This window comes from Peribacillus sp. FSL K6-1552, assembly GCF_038005205.1.
Taxonomy (GTDB): Bacteria; Bacillota; Bacilli; order Bacillales; family DSM-1321; genus Peribacillus; species Peribacillus butanolivorans.
The window spans coordinates 2,550,069-2,568,623 of sequence record NZ_JBBOST010000001.1; the positions used below are offsets into that span (position 1 = coordinate 2,550,069).

Below are 18,555 nucleotides of genomic sequence, written 5' to 3' on the forward strand. Positions count from 1 at the left end.
AGGACTAATTTGTGTTTCAGAATCAATACTAGTGGTTATTTACTTTTATCCATAAAATGTAGGAACGCAAGAAGTTTTCACTTACACTTTTCTCGCGGTCGAATTATTGGCGACATGACAAATTATCCGCTACAAATGTTGAATTCCACCAACAATGAAAATTAAAGGTTTAATCAAAGGGTTATTAAACGCAATCAAATGAGGATATACTTTTTATAAAAGAGAATTGCTAAGTATCGGTACAAGTGAGCAATGATATGATGAAAACGGAACTTTATCGAGTTATCAAGTTTGTAGGCGATCGGGAGGTATATCACATCTTCATACAAGTGTATGACATTTTGACAGTGACCTATGTATAGTCTCCGATTTAAAATTTCGCATAAGGCATATGAATTATAGCCCACGCCAACCCTTTTACAAAAAAAAGACCGCGGAGAATTCAGAAGAATTACTTGCGGTCTTTTTATATCTTACTTTTTAGTTATCATTTCTTTACTCGAGATTTGCGTGTCGGCCATACATTTTATTGGTATCCAATCCCTTTTTATCCATGAACCTCAAAATGACACCATCGTAAAAAAGTAAGAGAGTTTGCTCAAATAGAGAGCCCATTGGTTGGATTGTTTGATAATCACCTTCTGACTGATCTTTAGGTGAACCAGGTAATTTTATTGCGATATCTGCCAATTTTCCAATGGTGGATTCAGGGGAAATTGTTGCAGTCGCAATGGTTCCACCGATACTTTTTGCTTTCTCAACCATGGAAACCAAACTTTTTGTTTCTCCTGAACCGGTTCCGATGATCAAAATGTCGTCTTTTTCGAAGGTAGGGGTGACCGTTTCACCTATTACATACGCATCTATCCCCATGTGCATCATTCGCATGGCAAAGGATTTACCCATAAGCCCGGATCTTCCTGCACCCGCTACAAAAACTTTCTTTGATTCAAGAATCCCATTAACCAGTTTTTCAGCTTCTTCGTCAGCTATTAAGTCTACTGAACGATTTAGCTCTTTTATGATTTCAGCTAAATATTGAGAAGTATGCATGATGGATATTAGCCTTGTTTCACTAATTTTTGTATTTGGGCAGCTGTCCCTTTAATATCAGCTTGTCCAGTGATACCTCCACCAACAATGACAAGGTCAGGTTGTGCTTTAATGACTTCCGGAAGTGTATCTAATTTTATGCCGCCTGCTACAGCAGTTTTTGCATTTTTTACAACACGTTTAATGGTTTGAAGGTCCTCAAAAGAATTTTTTCCAACAGCTTGAAGATCGTAGCCAGTGTGCACACAGATGTAGTCGACGCCAAATGCATCCACTTCTTTAGCACGAGTTTCAAGATCTTTCACAGCGATCATATCAACAAGGATTTTTTTTCCTTGTTTTTTAGCTTCTTCAACAGCCCCTTTGATGGACATATCTTCAGCTGCACCAAGAATCGTGATGATATCAGCGCCAGCTTCAGATGCCTTCATCACTTCATAACCGGCTGCATCCATAATTTTTAGGTCAGCTAATACTTTCAAAGAAGGGAAAGCTTCTTTCATTTCTTTAACAGCCCTAAGCCCTTCATTAATAACCACAGGTGTACCGATTTCTACGATATCAACATATTCCTCCACTTGTTTAACCAATTCAATACCTTCTTGAATGTTTACTAAATCCAGTGCCAATTGTAATTCCATTTATCCTTCACTCCTAATAGTATGTTTTAGTTTGTTGCACAGTAAGTATGTTCCTCTGGTACTCAATCATTGCACCGCAAGAAATTCATATCGACTGTACAATGTATCGTATACTAAGTATAATATTTTTGTAAGTACGCACTTTAATTTTACATAGTGATAAAAAGTATACTATGTGATTTAGGATTTATATTTGGAGGTGATTTGAATGACAAGGCTACAGAATAAAACATTCAATTGTGAGAAGGAATTGACCCTTTCTGTTATTGGGGGGAAATGGAAGATGCTTGTTTTATGGCACCTAGGCAAGCAGGGGACCAAGCGTTTTGGTGAACTGAAGGCTCTTATGCCGGGCATCACTCAAAGAATGCTCGTTAACCAGCTTCGAGAGCTGGAAGAAGATCTTATTGTTCATCGCGAAGTCTATCCAATTGTACCTCCCAAAGTGGAATACTCTCTGACAGAACAAGGAGAAAGCCTGATGCCGATTCTTGATTCGATGTATAATTGGGGTAAAAATTATATGGAGAATGTCGTTGGGGGCCAAGTAGAAAGTAAAGAGGATATCAAGTAGAAAAACTTTCCCTTCTTTCTTATTCAAAGATGTTTTCTCCTTTTTCTTTACCTTGATTTGGTCACGTATCAAATTAAGGTAGAGAAAAGCACAACATTTAATAATCGGTTATTAAAAGCCTAGGTTAGCGATTTTTGTATATTCGCTGACCTTGGCTTTTTCACATGCACCCGGCATTGGTGCAAATCTCTAGCCATGGTGGTGTACGGTTAGCTTAATGAAGGAGTGTCTACTCAGAGGGGAAAACCTTTTCGTTTCTAGGAATATTATACAAAGACCCAGTAATTGGTATAATTTATTACACTATGTAATTTTACTGATACTATTTAATTATAAAGTGCGTACTTACAGGGGTACCACCAGCAAAACGCGAATTTACAACGTTAAGGAAATACCAATATTAAAAAGCCCAATTTCTCAGCATTAAATTGAGAAATTGGGCTTTTTTCCATACTGTAGATAATGCCTCGATTGTGGAAGATCAATAAATTTGAACAAAAAAGTGATTATTGATCTGCCGCATTTTTCACTGCTACGACTGCTTTGGCATAATCCGGATGACAATGACAAACGCTGTATAAGGAGGCTCTAATTATGTTCAGATTGATTGGGTCCGTAAATAGTATTCTGACTATATTTAGATAACTAACATGCTTGGTAGTAGGTATTAACATCGATTGATATCCTTATAGGGGAAAATTCAAATTGACATATCGGGAATTAATGATATTATAAACATATGGATATCATAGAAATCTTTAAAGCATTGTCTAATGAAAAACGTTTGCAGATTTTGAAGTGGTTAAAAGAGCCTGAAAACTATTTTACCCTCCCTATTTCTGAAGGGGTTAGCTTTGAGAAAGAGGGTGTATGCGTATCACAGCTGCATCATAAGTTAAATGTAACACAATCAACGGTTTCTCAATATCTTACTATGTTACATCGGGCTGGGCTACTCGAAGCAACGCGTAAGGGGAAGTGGACATACTATAAGCGTAATGAAGAAGTTATTAAGGAAATAAGCAATTACATTGCGAAAGAGATTTGAGGATTAAAGTGAATTGCTTGAAGCAATTCACTTTAATTAATTACTATATATCGAGATTTCAGAATATGTAAATGTGTTAGGCCATATATTTTTTTATTAAAATAAATCGTTAATTCGCGATATGTTAATTTATTATATACGCTTCTATGATTTCAGCTTTATTTAAGGAGCTGATTTATTAATTATAGTAAGGAAGAGATTTAGACGAATTTAGAAATGGTGTCCATAAGAATAAGGATGAAGTATTCGCTTTTGTTTCCTATTGATCCAATACAATCCGTTGTTTAATAATATACTGAAATTCTAAGAGATGAAAAGGGAGAAAATTAAAATGAACAAATTTGAAAAACATAATTGAAGGTTGGCAGTGGTGGAATCCTGCTTCCACAGTATAGTGCATATAAGGTGGCTACCCAGCTATTTCAATTACAATCACTTTTTCCCGGAAGAATAGAGGCAGGTGTCGGACGTTCACCTGGTAGAAATGAAACGAATCGGACAATGGACTTATTATCGACGCAATGAGGAAACCATTAAACAGTTTGAAAAGTATATAGGCTTAAAAATATAACCTTTTAAGGAGGACCAAGAGTGAGTTTTCAAAATCATCGTGCCTATAACAGCATGTACCAGAGGACAAAATGACACTCGGATTTATCCTCCCGACTGCCAGGATGTCTAAAAATCCGATTATGGAAAATCAGCTGGAGCTTGCCCGTAAAATTGAGGAATATGGCTTTGCTTCATTATGGCTCCGTGATATTACGATACAGAATTTGAATATTGATGATAACGGCCAAAAGTACGATTTATGGATTTATTTGACGTATCTTGCTGCCTATACGAAGCACATTGCGTTAGTGACAGGAAGTGTAGTTCTTCCTTTGCGCCACCCCGTCAGGGTAGCCAAGGAAGCTGCATCAATCGATCAATTGTTTCCAGGTCGATTGATTATGGGGGTGGCATCAGGGGACAGGGAAAAAGACTTTACAGCTTTAGGGATATCTAAGCAAGAAAGCGGTCCGTTATTTAAAGAAAATTTCGAAATTCTCGACCGGCTGTTAAAAGAGGATCAGCCGACAATCCACAGCCACGCCGGGCTGATCGATGGTACAGATATGAGGTTAATTCCAAAGCCTGTATCTTCGATTCCGACCATGGTGAATGGATTTAGCAATCAGTCTATCAATTGGATAGCCAGGAATGGGGATGGGTGGCTTCAATACCCAAGAAGCATTATTCAACAGGCGCAGCTTATCCAGGATTATCGTGCTTTAACTGAAGTGCATGCTCCAGGAGATTTTAAACCCTTCTCTCAAAGCTTGTTCATCAATTTATTGGAAAATCCCGATGAAATGCCTGTCCCCATACCCTTAGGCTATTCCGTGGGAAGAAACCGTTTAGTTGATCTACTTCATCGATTTCAAGCGATTGGTGTCAACCATTTGGCGTTTGTTCTGTATTTTTCCAAGCGCCCTCCAGAGGAAGTAATCCAGGAACTTGGAGAATTTGTTTTACCCTACTTTCCAACCCATAAAGGTACAAATTAAATTGTATAAAAGGAGGAAGAATTATGACAAAGAAAATAGAACTTTCAGTACTAGATCCCTCCCCAATTGTCGAGGGAGGATCAGCCGAACTTTCCCTTCAAAACACGCTTAATCTAGCAAAGAAAACAGAGCAGTGGGGATATAAACGGTTTTGGCTTGCTGAACATCATAATTGGGCAGGAATGGCGAGTTCAGCATCCCCAATCGTAATTGGACGAGTAGCCTCTGTCACGGAAGAAATTCGTATTGGATCAGGCGCAATGCTGCTTTCTCATTATTCTCCTCTTTCCGTGGCTGAGCAATTTGGAACATTAGAATCCTTCTTCCCTGGCCGAATCGACCTTGGATTGGGGCGGGCACCTGGCACCGACCAATATACAGCAAATGTATTGCGGCAGCGGGTTGCTGGTGAACCTGAATTTGATGCCCGGCTTGAGGAGCTTATCGCATATCTTTATGGTACAGGAACAGCCACTAAGAATGGTTTATTTAGCTTTCACGCCATTCCCGGCGAAAAAACAAATGTGCCAATTTGGCTGTTAGGTTCAGGGTTTTATAGTGCACAATTGGCTGGAATACTTGGGTTACCATTCTCTTTCGCGGGACATTTTGCTCCAGGTAACATGATGGAGGCCATAAAACTGTACCGGGATTATTTTCGTCCGTCTCAATTTTTGGAGGAGCCTTATGTACTGTTAGCCGTTCAAGTGGTGGCTGCTGATGAGAAACAGGAGGCACAAAGGCTTGCCACTTCGATGTATCAAAAATTTCTTTTGTTAACTCGCGGACAGCCTTCGCCCATTTTGCCACCTGTTGATAACATGGACGAGATTTGGAACGATAATGAACGCAGGGCGGTTGAAGAACAGCTTTTCACTTCCATCATCGGGGACCCTGCAGGTGTGAAGCAGCAGCTCCATGAGTTAATAGAAAAGACTGACGCTGATGAAATTATGGCTCATACAGAGATTTTTGATCATAAGGCACGGCTGCGCTCTTATGAAATTTTGGCTCAGGCTGCAGTAAATTAAACAGTGTCTAGTCTAATAAAGGATGTATTTTCTGCAGATATTAAATCAGTTAAATTAATGTGATTTAGATTGAAGCAGTAAAAGAAGACAAAGAAAACAACCTGTAAATTCTTTTATAGGTTTGAAACGAAATTTTTAAAGAAAGAAGATGAGCATATGCCTGAAAATGATACAAAACAAATTACGGATATTCCATTCTCGGTCCTGGATCTCTCTCCAATTGCAGATGGAAGTACGCCGGCTGATTCTTTTCGCAATACTTTGGAGCTGGCCCGGCTCGCTGAAAAGCTGGGGTATAACCGATATTGGCTCGCTGAGCATCATAATATGCCATTTATCGCCAGCTCTGCAACATCGGTAGTCATTTCCCATGTTGCAGCAGGTACATCAAAAATCCGGGTAGGTTCAGGCGGCATTATGCTGCCGAATCATGCACCTCTTGTTATTGCTGAGCAATTTGGTACTCTGGAATCATTATATCCAGGACGTATTGATCTTGGCTTGGGCCGTGCACCAGGCACTGATCAGCTTACCGCACGTGCATTAAGACGTGACTTGAGAAGTTCAGGAGAAGATTTCCCTGAGCAGCTGGCTGAGCTCCGGAATTACTTTGACCCTTCCCTGGCACAAGGATATAGTCATGTTAAAGCAATTCCGGGTGAGGGATTAAACATACCTATTTGGCTGTTAGGTTCAAGCGGATATAGTGCCCAGCTGGCAGGAGAGCTTGGACTGCCGTTTGCATTTGCGAGCCATTTCTCGCCGCATAACACACTGCCGGCTATCCAGCTGTACCGCCGTTCGTTTAAGCCTTCTAAAGTACTGGACAAGCCGCATGCAATGGTAGGGCTAAACATCATTGCGGCCGACACAGATCAAGAAGCTGAGCGGCTCGCTACAACATTGCAGCAGCAGTTCTTGAATTTGATGCGCGGGAAGGAAGTCCCATTGCAGCCGCCAGTGGATAATATTAATGATATAGCGAGCGACTATGAAATAGCTGCCCTTGAGAAACAATTAGGAACTTCGATTGTTGGCAGTCCTCAAATCGTAAAAGAAAAGCTGGAAAAGTTTATGGATGAAAGTCAAGCCGATGAAATCATGGCAATCGCCCAGGTTTACGATCATAAGGCCCGCCTCCATTCCTATGAAATATTGGCAGAAATTACTCAGCTAAAATAGGTCAAAACTGGCCGATCCTTATGGCAAGCTTTTAATGTATCTCTAAAAATTTTTTTTCATAGAATAAAAATGCTCGATCGTCAACCAATTGCTCCGAGTGCGGTAGCAGCGGAACGGGACGATGCCGTGGTACCTTGGGAAATGACAGCAGACGAAATCGATGAAATTATTAAAGCATTTGGTGAAGCAACCAGAAGAGCAATCGAAGCTGGGTATGATGGAGTTGAAATCCATGGTGCCAATACGTATTTGATTCAGCAATTCTTTTCTCCACACTCAAATCGCAGAACTGACAAGTTGGGTGGGTGGAACGCTGGAAAAACGTATGTCCTTCCCGCTTGCTGTAGTTGACGACGTTAAAAAAGCAGTTTTAGACCATGCAACAAAACCTTTTATCATCGGCTATCGGTTATCGCCTGAAGAAAGAGAGAATCCTGGCATCACCATGGAAGAAACGTTGGAATTAGTGGACAAGTTAGCGGACCAGGACCTGGATTATCTCCATAATTCTGTCGGCGGCTTTTGGAACGGATCAATCCGTGATGATAACATCAGACATCCCAAGTTGTTATGATCCATGAGCGTGTCGGCGATCATGTTCCTGTGATGGGTGTTGGGATGCTGCGGGCACCCGAAGAAGTGATGAAAGCATTTGAAACAGGTGTACCTTTAATCGCTTTAGGGAGGGAATTGATAATGGAACCTCAGTGGGTACAAAAAGTACAAGCCGGTGAAGAAAACAAAATCCGTACAACATTATCTAAAAAAGATCAAAAAGAACTGGCTATTTCTGATAAAATGTGGAAGTACTATACTGGCATCCCTGACTGGCTTCCTATTGTATAAGGAGTTCACTTATCTCATTCCATCTCTGCTTCCTTGAATTGTTCAACAAAAAATGGGAATCGTGATGATAATTGTCCTTGCTCAGCAAGTATAAGAATATACCTTATACTAAACAAGACGGAACATTTTAGAGGGAAACCATCTTAGTGGTTTCCCTCCTTTATTGAGTATTGGAGCAGAAAATCAGCCATAGTTCATTTGTTTATGACTAGAAGTTATTGTTAATATATAATCAACAATAGACGCCCATTGAAAGGATTGGATCTAAAGTGAACCTGGGATTAAAAGATAAAACGGCACTCGTGACAGGTGGCAGTAAAGGTATTGGAAAAGCATTGCAGTAGAGAGGTGCATCGAACTTTATGCTCGTTTTCTCTTCCAGCAACCCCTAAATAATGCATTAAACGGATGGTGTGATTCAGGATCCATTGCAGTATGGCAGGGTAATATCCCTAAAGCTTAATAAAACCAGTACACAAACATTTTTATTATATTGAATTGTCCATCTTACCTCAGCGAGAACCAACAACGTATTTACTCATTTTTTTTCAAATGTAAATACTGATTTACTTCCTGATAAAAAATACTTAATTTCCTCTAACAGTATTTCCGTTTTGATAGCAATCTGAATGAGCTCATCCAATTCTTTATCAAGTCTTACGACTGGGTTATTTGTCTGAAGTAACAAAACTATTTCTCCTGAGGTAATAACAACATCCTGGCAATGCCGTAGAACCATCGATTTTCCATCTTAAGCTTAAATTGGAGAAAAAGTACCCCTTATCATTTATAAGGCTATTAATAAAAGTTAGGATTTGTTCTTTAAATGAGTTCGTTTATTTTATAGTTTGGGTATGTTTTACATAATAGATTGCGAAAAAAATGGGGGGATAATATGATTAGAATTATCTTAGCAATAGCTGTTATTGTTCTATCAAGTTATAGTTTAATAACTGAATCTAAACCGAGTTAATGCCGTATTGTATGTTTTTCTTAGGGACACTTATATTGGAAATAGGTTTAGCAGAACTTCAAAAAGACAGAAAAGGCTTTGTGGGATATATGAGCATTGTTATCTCTTTATTTGTTTTATTTGTTTCCATACAGGATTTCTTAATGCACTAACGGGTGCTTTAATTCAATAAGAAAGGTTGCTGAGGTAGTCTTTTTATTATGGCACAAAGGGGCAGGTTTGTTACAAGTGTAGTGTATTCGTACTGTATAGCTACATCGAATAACAATACTTTTAATCATTAGTATGTTATATTTAATTAGAGTTAAAATTAGAATTATATGGGGCACCTCCAGACTTCTCTTAGTCATCTTCCCTCTGTAATAGAAGGGAGACTAAGACGATATGTCCTTAGACCACATTAAAACAATGTTAGAAACCTTAAAACAGTATACTAACTGTGAAATAACATTAACTTTCAAAAACAAAAATGGTATACCGTTATTGTCTGTATGCTATGACAATAATTGTTATGAACTAACACATTTGGATACACAAATTATCGAAACCTGTGACGATATAGAATCTACTATCTCAGCTATTGATAAAGTTATGCAAGATAGTTCTAAAAAAACCTCTAATTAATAGAGGTTTTTTTGTTTCACAGTTTGTTTTGTCAGCTCTTTCTTTATGCTACTAACCGGGCATTTTTTAGTTGAAGATGAAAATGAATTGATTGGTGTTGAATTAAATACTAAATACCCTCACTATAGTTTTTATACCGAGATGTAACTGCGGGGCAGGAACAAATATTTAGACAGTTGGTCAGAATATAGCCAATTAAAAAAAGAGTCGGCAAAGCGACCCACCTCTAAGATTCTCCGTGTTTAACTTAATAAGTATTTATTCAATGCTTGTTGTAAAGTTCCCAATGTTTGTGCTTTTTCATTTAATCTTATTCCTACGTTTATCATTTTTCTAACCACTTCAGCTCTTAACCCGGTAACCACAGTGGTACATCCCATTAATGAAGTGCCGTCAATAATCTTCATTAAATGATCAATTACTTCAGGCTCCATTTCCATAATTCCAGATAAGTCCATAATCAATGTTTGAATACGTAATTTTCCAATCTCTATTAAAACTTTTTTCTCGAGAATATTCGTTCGGTAAAGATCAACCGCACCAATTAAAGGTAAAATACATATAGTGGGTGTTATTGGTATTATAGGCACCGAAAGATTTTCAACCAATTCTTTTTGAGCCATTATCAATGAATCTTTGTATTGAGAATAGGTGATAAAAAAAACATTTAAAAACCTGTCTACTTGATTATTTACCTTTTTTTCTACCGAAAAAAATTCTTCAGTTAAAGCCTTATTCGTTACCTCATTATATTCTTGTAGGAACTTCCACAAGGTTCTTCGAATGGCTTGCACCCACTCTAATTTGAAAGATAATGGTATTGCGTGTGTCGCCCAAGCTATACCTTCTTGCTTAGCAAATGATTGAAGTTCTTGTTCTTTACCCTCAATAATGTATTGAATCAGACTATGGGCATTATTTATCAGGTCAATATTACCGACCGTTAAAATTTCTTCGATTTTTTCTTTCACATTAGATGCTTCGTTTAATAATGAATCTTCAAAATCCTCTATATTTTCTTGGATGAATTCCAGAAATTTATATGTATCTAGCGACCCCTTCATATTCTAATCCTCCTATTTTTTATATGCCAAAACTACTATTACCCGGTTCTTTTAATTACTAAACACGTTTACACCATAAGCTTCTAATTTAAAGGGAAAATGGATGTATTTTTGTTAATTAATATTGTGAAGATTTCCAATTAAACTATTGGATCGTGCGTTAGCTGAAGATTGGAGTTGTCTTTAAGGCAACTATTTTGTATGAAAATATATTCGTGAAAGGCCATACAAAATAAGCCCACCATATTCTAATTTTTTGAAGGACGTAAATAAAAAAACTCTTATTTATCGTAAAACGTTGGATCGTTTTGTAAAGTATGCAAAATTTGATTAGTTAATAATGACGTATCATCGGTGTTTTTCCATATCGCTGAAATGGAACTAGTTAATTCAGTGTTATCGATGTCTAAAGCTTTAACGTTACTTGTCCCTAACAAACCAATCATATCTTTGGGCATGAGAGCAACGCCTAGGTTATTAGAGACCAAATTAGCTATAGTTAATAATTCCGATCCTTTACATAATTCTTTCGGAGAAAATCCAGCAGTTAAACAAGCCTTTTCCAATAGAAATTGAAGGGAGTGTGCTTGAACCGCATCATAATGAATGAAAGATTCATCCTTTGCTTCGTATAAGTGTATAGAATCCTTTTGAGCTAGTGGATGAACTGTTGAAACCACTAATTGTAATGGAAACCTTTTGAATTCAATCATGTTCAATCCTTCATGGGCAATTATGTTATTGTGAATGGGTGTTCGGATAAACCCGATGTGATAATTTTGTTGATTAACTAGTTTGACAGCCCTTGATGATGTTGTTTCATGTAGATAAAATTCAACATCAGGATATTCCCCTAGAAACTTTTTTAATAGCTTTGGGATATAAATGCTAGCTGCAGAGGGTACGGTAGCGATTTCTATTTTAGGTTTGGGGATAATCTTGTTTTCAACTATGTAATTGATCGTTTTCTCAATATCATCGAAAGAAGGAGCGAGTTTTTTATAGATGTACTCTCCCTCCTCTGTTAATGTGATTTTTCTTGTTGTTCGATTTAAAAGTTTAAAACCTAGTTGTTTTTCAAGGGAAGAGATTTGTTGACTTAGCCCGGGTTGGGAAATATGCAGGGTTTTGGATGCCTCACTGAAACTAAGATGGTTAGAAATCTCTATAAAATAGCGTAGAGATAGAAAATTCATATGATCACTCACTTCAGTTGGATTTCAAGAATCACTGCCAAAAAGGTAATTTTTATAATTAACACTTATAAGTTTATAACAATAATATATTTCTAATATAGAAGAGTCAATATTCTCCTTTAATAAAGGGTGGAGCTGTATAATTAGGGATTTCCACTCACAAATGATTGAATTTTCTTATTTATTTGCAGTATTTTGACCCATTTACGCCTTGTTTTTTTCCTGATTTTGTAAAAAATAATAATTTATTCCTAGAGATTTTCAGTACTAAGGTCTAGCTGGAAAATGCAGGGAAATCAAGGTGGTCGGTAGAATATTAACAATATCATCTATTAAATGGTGATAAAAATGCAAAAGGAGGATTTTAATGAAAAAATTATACAGTGGTTTTTTATTAGTTAGTATCTTGATGCTTATCGGAATCATGACAGCATGTAGTGGCAGTAAAGAAGGTGTCTCCGGCGGTGGAAGCCAAAACTTAAGTCTATTGACTGGCGGAACTGGCGGTACATATTATCCACTTGGTGGACAAATTGGAAATATCATTTCTGATAACACAAAGGCGAATATAACACCCCAAACATCCGGTGCTTCAGCTGAAAACATGGAAACCTTGAGAGTGGGAGAAGCTGAAATTGCTTTCTCGCAAACAGATATCGGAGCTTATGCAATTGAAGGTAAAGAAATGTTTGAAGGAAAACCAATTGATAATATCCAAGCAATCAGCTCTTTATATCCGGAAACAGTACAACTTGTAACGACAGCTAAAAGTGGAATTAAATCAGTTAGTGATCTAAAAGGGAAAAAAGTATCAGTGGGCGCACCTGGATCAGGAGCATACATTAATGCCATGCAAATTCTAGAAATTCATGGATTATCAGACAAAGATATTAAAGCACAAAACCTATCTTTTGATGAGTCAACTGACGGGATCCAGGCAGGTAATATTGACGCAGCATTTATAACTGCAGGTACACCAACTGGTGCGGTTGAAGCGTTATCTGTACAAAATGATATTATCATTATTCCAATGGCAGACGACAAAGTTCAAGCATTGGTTGACAAATATCCATACTATGCAGAGGATACCATTCCTAGTGGCACTTATAAAATAAAATCTGACATTAAAACGGTGGCTGTTAAAGCAATGTTAGTTGTATCAAAGGATCTTGATGAAGAATTAGTATATGAAATGACAAAAGCTATCTATGAAAATACAGACAAAATCACACATGCAAAAGGTAAGTTCATTACACCTGAAACGGCACTTGAAGGATTAGGGGATATGGAGCTTCATCCTGGTGCAGCTAAATACTTTAAAGAAAAAGGTGTTACTCAGTAAACACTATAATGGTCGGTAGTACGCTACATGTGTTCTATCGACTTTTGTTTTCTGGAAAATAGATTCCTAATTTTGAAAGGGGTATCTATGAGAGTGAAGAAATTTACGATTTATTGTATACCTCTACTATTGTTTAGCGCTTTTCTATTCTTCTTTCCATATAAACAAGTCATTGCTTTTTCCTACCAGGATCAAGAGGAATTACTAGCATATTTACCGTTAAAAAAAGAAAGAACCGTTCAAATAAAGTATACACACTCTATTCACCTATCAGAAGTACTCGAAACATATCACTTATCCGACAAGAAAATGAAACTAACCGAGCTTGCCTATAAAGATTTTGCAGTTGGTATGCCTTCTAATGCAGAAGGTGAGGAAGTATTTGAAGAGAAAGATGGCACTTATTATATAAAAAATATGAATCGCCAATTTGCATATATCGATTTAAGGATAGGGAAAGTTAGAGCAAATCATCGGGTAATTTATAAGGGGTGTACATACACATTTTCAAGTTTTATTAAGCCAGGCACATGGATCAGAATTTCTCCAAAAAAAATTTCATTTTGGGAACAATTGAATGGAGTGAATATAAATGGCTGATGATAACGAAATAGCGAAGTATTTAACGGAAGAAGAACAACAGGAACTATTAGAAAAATACGATCCCGAAGCGGGAACAAGGAAATTAACAGGTATTTTGGGTTACATTGCTTTTATCGGTCTCTTAGCCTTTTCATTATTTCAATTATATACGGCTGTTTTTGGTGTTTTTACAGCACAAATTCAAAGGACGATACATTTAGGTTTTGCACTTTCTTTAATTTTTTTACTATTCCCCGCAAACCGCAAGAAACGTCAAAAGGGAAAGTTCCAAATTGCCTGGTACGATATTATTTTAGCTGTTCTTAGTATTGGAGTAGGCGCTTATTGGCCATTATTTTTCGAGGATCTCGTTATGAATGTTGGTCGTTTAGGCACTTTGGATTTTGCAGTTGGTTTAGTAGCGATTCTACTTGTACTTGAGGCTACTAGGCGTGCAGTAGGTCTTCCCATTATGGTTATTGCCATAGTATTTGTTCTCTATGGACTTTTTGGACAATATATGCCTGGGTTCTTATCACATCGTGGTTTAACCTTTGAGCGTATGGTACAAACGATGTTTTTCTCTACGGAGGGGATATTAGGCACGCCATTAGCGATTTCATCTACATTTATCTTCCTGTTTTTATTATTTGGTTCTTTCCTTATTCGAACAGGGGTTGGTCAATATTTTAATGATCTTTCAACAGCGATTGCTGGTAGAAGAATAGGAGGGCCTGCAAAGGTTGCAATTTTTTCAAGTGCTCTTCAAGGAACGATAAGCGGAAGCTCTGTAGCTAATGTTGTTACTTCAGGAGCATTCACGATTCCGATGATGAAAAACCTTGGATATAAAAAGGAATTTGCTGGTGCAGTAGAGGCAGCTGCTTCAACAGGTGGTCAATTAATGCCGCCAATAATGGGGGCTGCTGCATTTTTAATGGTTGAGTTTATTGGTAACGGGATTACGTATTGGGATATAGCTAAAGCAGCTTCCATTCCAGCCATACTTTACTTTTCAGGAATTTGGATAATGACACACTTTGAAGCGAAGAGACTTGGATTGCGTGGGTTAACCAAAGAAGAAATGCCTAGTAAGAAAGAAGTATTTGGTAAGATTTATTTATTAATTCCGATAATCGCCATTGTTTTATTACTCATGTCAAATATAACGGTTACACATGCTGCACTGTACTCAATTGTCATTTCTGTCATAGTAGGATTTATTAACAAAGATGTACGTATGAAATTCATTGATATTATTTATGCATTAGTTGATGGAGCTCGTACAGCACTTGCAGTAGCAGCTGCCACTGCATCAGCTGGTATTATTGTAGGAATTGTGACGAAAACGGGATTAGGGCTAAAGCTGGCAAATGGTTTAATCGATTTGTCTGGTGGATATTTAATACCAACACTTATGCTAACGATGGTAGCAGCACTTGTTTTGGGAATGGGATCACCGACAACTGCAAACTATGTAATCACATCCACAATTGCGGCGCCTGCAATAATTTTACTAGGTGTACCGGATTTATCGGCACATTTATTCGTTTTCTACTTTGGCATAATTGCAGACATAACACCACCAGTTGCATTAGCAGCTTTTGCAGCTGCAGGAGTTTCTGGTGGAGAACCGATAAAAACTGGGATAGAGTCATCAAAACTGGCAATAGCCGCATTTATTATTCCATACATTTTTGTACTTTCTCCGCAAATGCTAATGATTGATACAACTTGGATGGAAGTTGCATGGGTTGTTCTTACAGCAATGACGGGTATGATCGCAATTGGAGCCGGTGTAATTGGTTACTGGGTGAGGGGGATGCACTGGTTAGAAAGAATCCTTGCTATCGTGGTTGGGTTGCTATTAATCTATCCTGAAACAATTTCGGACATTATTGGATTAACTACGTTTGTAATATTACTTGGTTTACAATATTTGAGGAATCGAGACAAGGATAACAGTTCTAATATATTGGAACATAAACAAAATATGTAGAAATGATACCTGCAACGATATTATATGGCAGCAGAGGGTGTAATGTATGTGTTTGCACTCTTTGTGACTATAATCGTAAGGACATGAATGGTATCAATAAATACTAGAGTTGAAGAAAAGCAGGTAATGGTTTTTTTTAATAGCATAAGAAATCTAAATCAAATTTTAGTTTTTAATTTTAAAGGGGTGGCTTGATGAGGTAAAGTTTCCAATTCATATTTTGACAAAAGAGAGAATAAAAGAATGTGCTTCAGTCAGTTCAAACTGCTTTTATATAGTATAGAGTGCATCACGCACATTCCGTCTGGTAATAGTGAATGTAGTCGAATTCTGTAACAGCCCTTTGTGAATTTGTGAAGACCAGTAAAAGTTTCATTAGTTATCGCATTTGTTTTAGAAACAATAATCATTTTGAAAGGAGACTAATTTATGAAATTAATAAAAAGTTTTATTTTAGTTACTTTCAGTTTCTTTTGTATGATTACACCGGCTTTTGCAAGTGTGCCTGGGGTAGATAAGTCAATGAAAAAGGGGGCAACAAAAGGAATAGTATCCGTTGCTCATCCGTTAGCTGCTGAGGCTGGTATAAAAATATTAAAACAGGGAGGAAACGCGGTCGATGCTGCAGCTGCCATTCAATTGTCGTTAAACGTAGTGGAACCAATGATGTCTGGAATTGGTGGCGGTGGTTTCATTATGATTTATAGTAAAAAGGAAAATAAAATTACAATGATTGATAGTCGTGAAATGGCCCCGCAAAATGTAACGCCTGAACTTTTTTTAGATGGAAAAGGAAAACCAATTCCTTTTAGTAAGCGTCACACTACTGGAAAAGCAGTAGGAGTTCCAGGAACGTTAAAGGGTGTCGAAACAGCTCTTGAGAAATATGGAACGTTGGATATATCTCAAGTAATAGATCCAGCTATTAAACAAGCTGAAAAAGGGGTTAAAGTAAATTGGATCACAGCTCAATACATCGATGAAAATGTAAAAAAACTTCAAAATAATCAAGCGGCAGCAAATGTGTTTGTTCCTAACGGCCAACCCTTGAAAGAGGGAGATACCCTCGTTCAACCAGATCTGGCAAAGACGCTTAAATTAATTAAAAAACAAGGATCAGAAGTATTTTATAGTGGCCAAATTGGTAAAGCACTTACCAAAGAAGTGCAAAAACGCGAAGGAACAATGACAACAGAGGATTTAGAGAATTATGTGGTGAAAGAAAGAGAACCGATTAGATCGGAATATAGAGGATTCGAATTGGCAGGGGCAGCTTCACCAAGTTCTGGCAGTTTGACTGTCCAACAAATCCTGAAATTAATGGAAGGGTACGATGTACAAAAGATGGGCGCAAACTCACCAGAATATCTTCATTATCTAACTGAAGCCACGCATTTGGCTTTTGCTGATCGGGCAGCGTATATGGCAGATGAAGATTTTTATGATGTACCTAAAAAAGGACTTTTAGATGACGACTATATAAAAGAAAGAAGAAAACTTATTAAGGCAAATAGATCAACCGCTGATGTAAAAGAAGGCTATCCATGGAAATATGAAGGCAAAGAACCTACTTCTAGGGTGAAAGTAAAAGAAGAGAAGACCCCAATTGGACAAACGACTCACTTCTCTGTCATGGATAAGTGGGGAAATATGGTTTCTTATACGACAACGATTGAACAAGTATTTGGATCAGGTATTATGGTGCCTGATTATGGATTTATGCTTAATAATGAAATGACGGATTTTGATGCGACTCCGGGTGGCGTTAACCAGGTAGAGCCAGGAAAAAGACCGAGAAGCAGTATGTCTCCAACCTTTGTATTAAAAGACGGTCAGCCATTTATGGCCATTGGTTCTCCCGGTGGAGCAACGATTATCTCATCGGTGTCTGAAACAATTATGAATGTGATTGATCATCATATGTCGATTCAAGAAGCCATTTTAATGCCTCGTATTTATTCCGCTAGTTATCCGACTGTGAGATGGGAACCAGGAATTGAACAAAATACCAGATTGGAGTTAATGGCAAAAGGGCATGTATATGAAGAACAACCGCAGCATATTGGAAATGTGCAGGCTGTTATTTTTGATTATGAACATGGGAAAATGTATGGAGGAGCCGATAATACGAGACAAGGTACAGTCCTTGGGGTAGATAGGATATCCTATAAATCGAAAAAGCCAAAAGAAATAAGAGAAGAGAAGAAGGGACCGTTTACCTTGAAAGTGAATGGAGCCGTATATCCCTATACAGCCAATCAAATGAAAATCATTAATGGAAAACCTTATATTCAGTCAGATAAATTGCTACTTGGTTTAGGTGTAATTGGCACAGCGGATTTAAAAACATATAAACCAGATAATAAATCGTATTTACCAGTTATAAAAGTCGCGAAATCATTGGGATACAAAGTAGAATGGGACGAAAAAGATAAAGTAGTACTGTTAGAAAAAGACAAAACTGATGTGGAAGATCCTGATGATGATGGTACTATCACCAATTAATTTTTTTACTCTAAGTTTTAGGTCTATTATCGTTGAAAAATACTCTTAGAGAACGAAGAATTTGAAAGTGATGATAGTCATAAACCTAACTGAATGATAATAATTCCCCTTGTGCTATGTGCATAAGGGGAATTATTTTAAAGCCAAAACCCACCTGTGAAAAAGCCACCAAGAATGTCACTTGGTAAGTGTGCACCCAATCAAAATAAAGCCTGCGAGCGAAAGCAGACTTAGAAATAACGCAAGTGAAGGGTGAAGCAGCTTAATCATAAAATACCTCTCATTCAATATAAGTAAGATTAACTATACGACGAATTATGCTAAATCCAGTCTAAAATTTAATTT

General features: G+C 37.5%; 17 protein-coding genes and 2 pseudogenes. 14 read left to right on the forward strand and 5 right to left on the reverse strand.

Going from position 1 to position 18,555, the window contains the following annotated elements; all coding sequences use genetic code 11:
* Positions 1-495 precede the first annotated feature (495 nt).
* Both hxlB and hxlA read right to left on the reverse strand, forming a co-directional pair.
* The gene (gene hxlB, locus NST21_RS12355) at positions 496-1,053 is read right to left on the reverse strand and encodes a 6-phospho-3-hexuloisomerase (protein WP_057219140.1); all 558 of its coding nucleotides are present in this window, start codon (positions 1,051-1,053) and stop codon (positions 496-498) included.
* An 8-nt stretch (positions 1,054-1,061) separates the two neighbouring features.
* A complete protein-coding gene (gene hxlA / locus NST21_RS12360) occupies positions 1,062-1,694 on the reverse strand; it encodes a 3-hexulose-6-phosphate synthase (RefSeq protein WP_056519751.1) in 633 nt (210 codons plus the stop codon).
* Positions 1,695-1,902: 208 nt separating this feature from the next.
* Between hxlA and NST21_RS12365 the strand changes: the two genes are divergently transcribed.
* From NST21_RS12365 to NST21_RS28825, 9 genes and pseudogenes are all read left to right on the forward strand, one after another.
* Positions 1,903-2,268, forward strand: coding sequence for a winged helix-turn-helix transcriptional regulator (locus tag NST21_RS12365; RefSeq protein ID WP_340889368.1), 366 nt, complete (start codon positions 1,903-1,905; stop codon positions 2,266-2,268).
* Positions 2,269-3,007: 739 nt separating this feature from the next.
* Positions 3,008-3,316 (forward strand): ArsR/SmtB family transcription factor, encoded by a 309-nt coding sequence (locus tag NST21_RS12370; RefSeq protein ID WP_057219135.1) that lies wholly within the window; start codon positions 3,008-3,010, stop codon positions 3,314-3,316.
* 354 nt (positions 3,317-3,670) lie between these two features.
* Positions 3,671-3,814: pseudogene (locus tag NST21_RS12375) on the forward strand (LLM class flavin-dependent oxidoreductase); the annotation flags it as partial.
* Positions 3,815-3,907: 93 nt separating this feature from the next.
* Positions 3,908-4,866: pseudogene (locus tag NST21_RS12380) on the forward strand (TIGR03571 family LLM class oxidoreductase).
* A 23-nt stretch (positions 4,867-4,889) separates the two neighbouring features.
* Positions 4,890-5,897, forward strand: a complete 1,008-nt coding sequence (locus tag NST21_RS12385) for an LLM class flavin-dependent oxidoreductase (protein WP_340889371.1) — start codon at positions 4,890-4,892, stop codon at positions 5,895-5,897.
* Positions 5,898-6,053: 156 nt separating this feature from the next.
* Positions 6,054-7,079, forward strand: coding sequence for an LLM class flavin-dependent oxidoreductase (locus NST21_RS12390; protein ID WP_340889372.1), 1,026 nt, complete (start codon positions 6,054-6,056; stop codon positions 7,077-7,079).
* Positions 7,080-7,148: 69 nt separating this feature from the next.
* Positions 7,149-7,430 carry an oxidoreductase gene (locus NST21_RS28815; RefSeq protein ID WP_445670509.1) on the forward strand — a complete coding sequence of 94 codons (282 nt, stop codon included), beginning with the start codon at positions 7,149-7,151 and terminating at the stop codon, positions 7,428-7,430.
* Positions 7,381-7,653 (forward strand): oxidoreductase, encoded by a 273-nt coding sequence (locus NST21_RS28820; RefSeq protein ID WP_445670510.1) that lies wholly within the window; start codon positions 7,381-7,383, stop codon positions 7,651-7,653. The genes NST21_RS28815 and NST21_RS28820 overlap by 50 nt, the downstream gene beginning before the upstream one ends.
* Positions 7,650-7,925 carry a hypothetical protein gene (locus NST21_RS28825; protein WP_445670511.1) on the forward strand — a complete coding sequence of 92 codons (276 nt, stop codon included), beginning with the start codon at positions 7,650-7,652 and terminating at the stop codon, positions 7,923-7,925. The genes NST21_RS28820 and NST21_RS28825 overlap by 4 nt, the downstream gene beginning before the upstream one ends.
* Positions 7,926-8,463: 538 nt before the next feature.
* On the opposite strand, the gene NST21_RS12400 is transcribed toward NST21_RS28825, so the two are convergent.
* Positions 8,464-8,613 carry a hypothetical protein gene (locus tag NST21_RS12400; protein ID WP_157444554.1) on the reverse strand — a complete coding sequence of 50 codons (150 nt, stop codon included), beginning with the start codon at positions 8,611-8,613 and terminating at the stop codon, positions 8,464-8,466.
* A gap of 296 nt (positions 8,614-8,909) precedes the next feature.
* On the opposite strand from NST21_RS12400, the gene NST21_RS12405 reads away from it, so the two are divergent.
* Positions 8,910-9,050 carry a DUF3953 domain-containing protein gene (locus NST21_RS12405; protein WP_242489163.1) on the forward strand — a complete coding sequence of 47 codons (141 nt, stop codon included), beginning with the start codon at positions 8,910-8,912 and terminating at the stop codon, positions 9,048-9,050.
* A 714-nt stretch (positions 9,051-9,764) separates the two neighbouring features.
* Here the strand turns inward: NST21_RS12405 and NST21_RS12410 are convergent.
* Both NST21_RS12410 and NST21_RS12415 read right to left on the reverse strand, forming a co-directional pair.
* Entirely contained in the window at positions 9,765-10,586 is an 822-nt protein-coding gene (locus NST21_RS12410; RefSeq protein ID WP_340889373.1) for an STAS domain-containing protein, read from the reverse strand.
* 281 nt (positions 10,587-10,867) lie between these two features.
* A complete protein-coding gene (locus NST21_RS12415) occupies positions 10,868-11,782 on the reverse strand; it encodes a LysR family transcriptional regulator (RefSeq protein WP_340889374.1) in 915 nt (304 codons plus the stop codon).
* Positions 11,783-12,149: 367 nt separating this feature from the next.
* Between NST21_RS12415 and NST21_RS12420 the strand changes: the two genes are divergently transcribed.
* From NST21_RS12420 to ggt, 4 genes are all read left to right on the forward strand, one after another.
* On the forward strand, positions 12,150-13,124 hold the full coding sequence (locus NST21_RS12420; protein ID WP_116822006.1) for a TAXI family TRAP transporter solute-binding subunit: 975 nt from the start codon (positions 12,150-12,152) through the stop codon (positions 13,122-13,124).
* A gap of 93 nt (positions 13,125-13,217) precedes the next feature.
* Positions 13,218-13,724, forward strand: a complete 507-nt coding sequence (locus tag NST21_RS12425) for a DUF1850 domain-containing protein (RefSeq protein ID WP_445670512.1) — start codon at positions 13,218-13,220, stop codon at positions 13,722-13,724.
* Positions 13,717-15,705, forward strand: a complete 1,989-nt coding sequence (locus NST21_RS12430) for a TRAP transporter permease (RefSeq protein ID WP_201180832.1) — start codon at positions 13,717-13,719, stop codon at positions 15,703-15,705. The genes NST21_RS12425 and NST21_RS12430 overlap by 8 nt, the downstream gene beginning before the upstream one ends.
* A 429-nt stretch (positions 15,706-16,134) precedes the next feature.
* Complete coding sequence (gene ggt / locus NST21_RS12435; protein WP_340889377.1) at positions 16,135-18,210, forward strand: gamma-glutamyltransferase; 2,076 nt, start codon at positions 16,135-16,137, stop codon at positions 18,208-18,210.
* Positions 18,211-18,555: the final 345 nt, after the last annotated feature.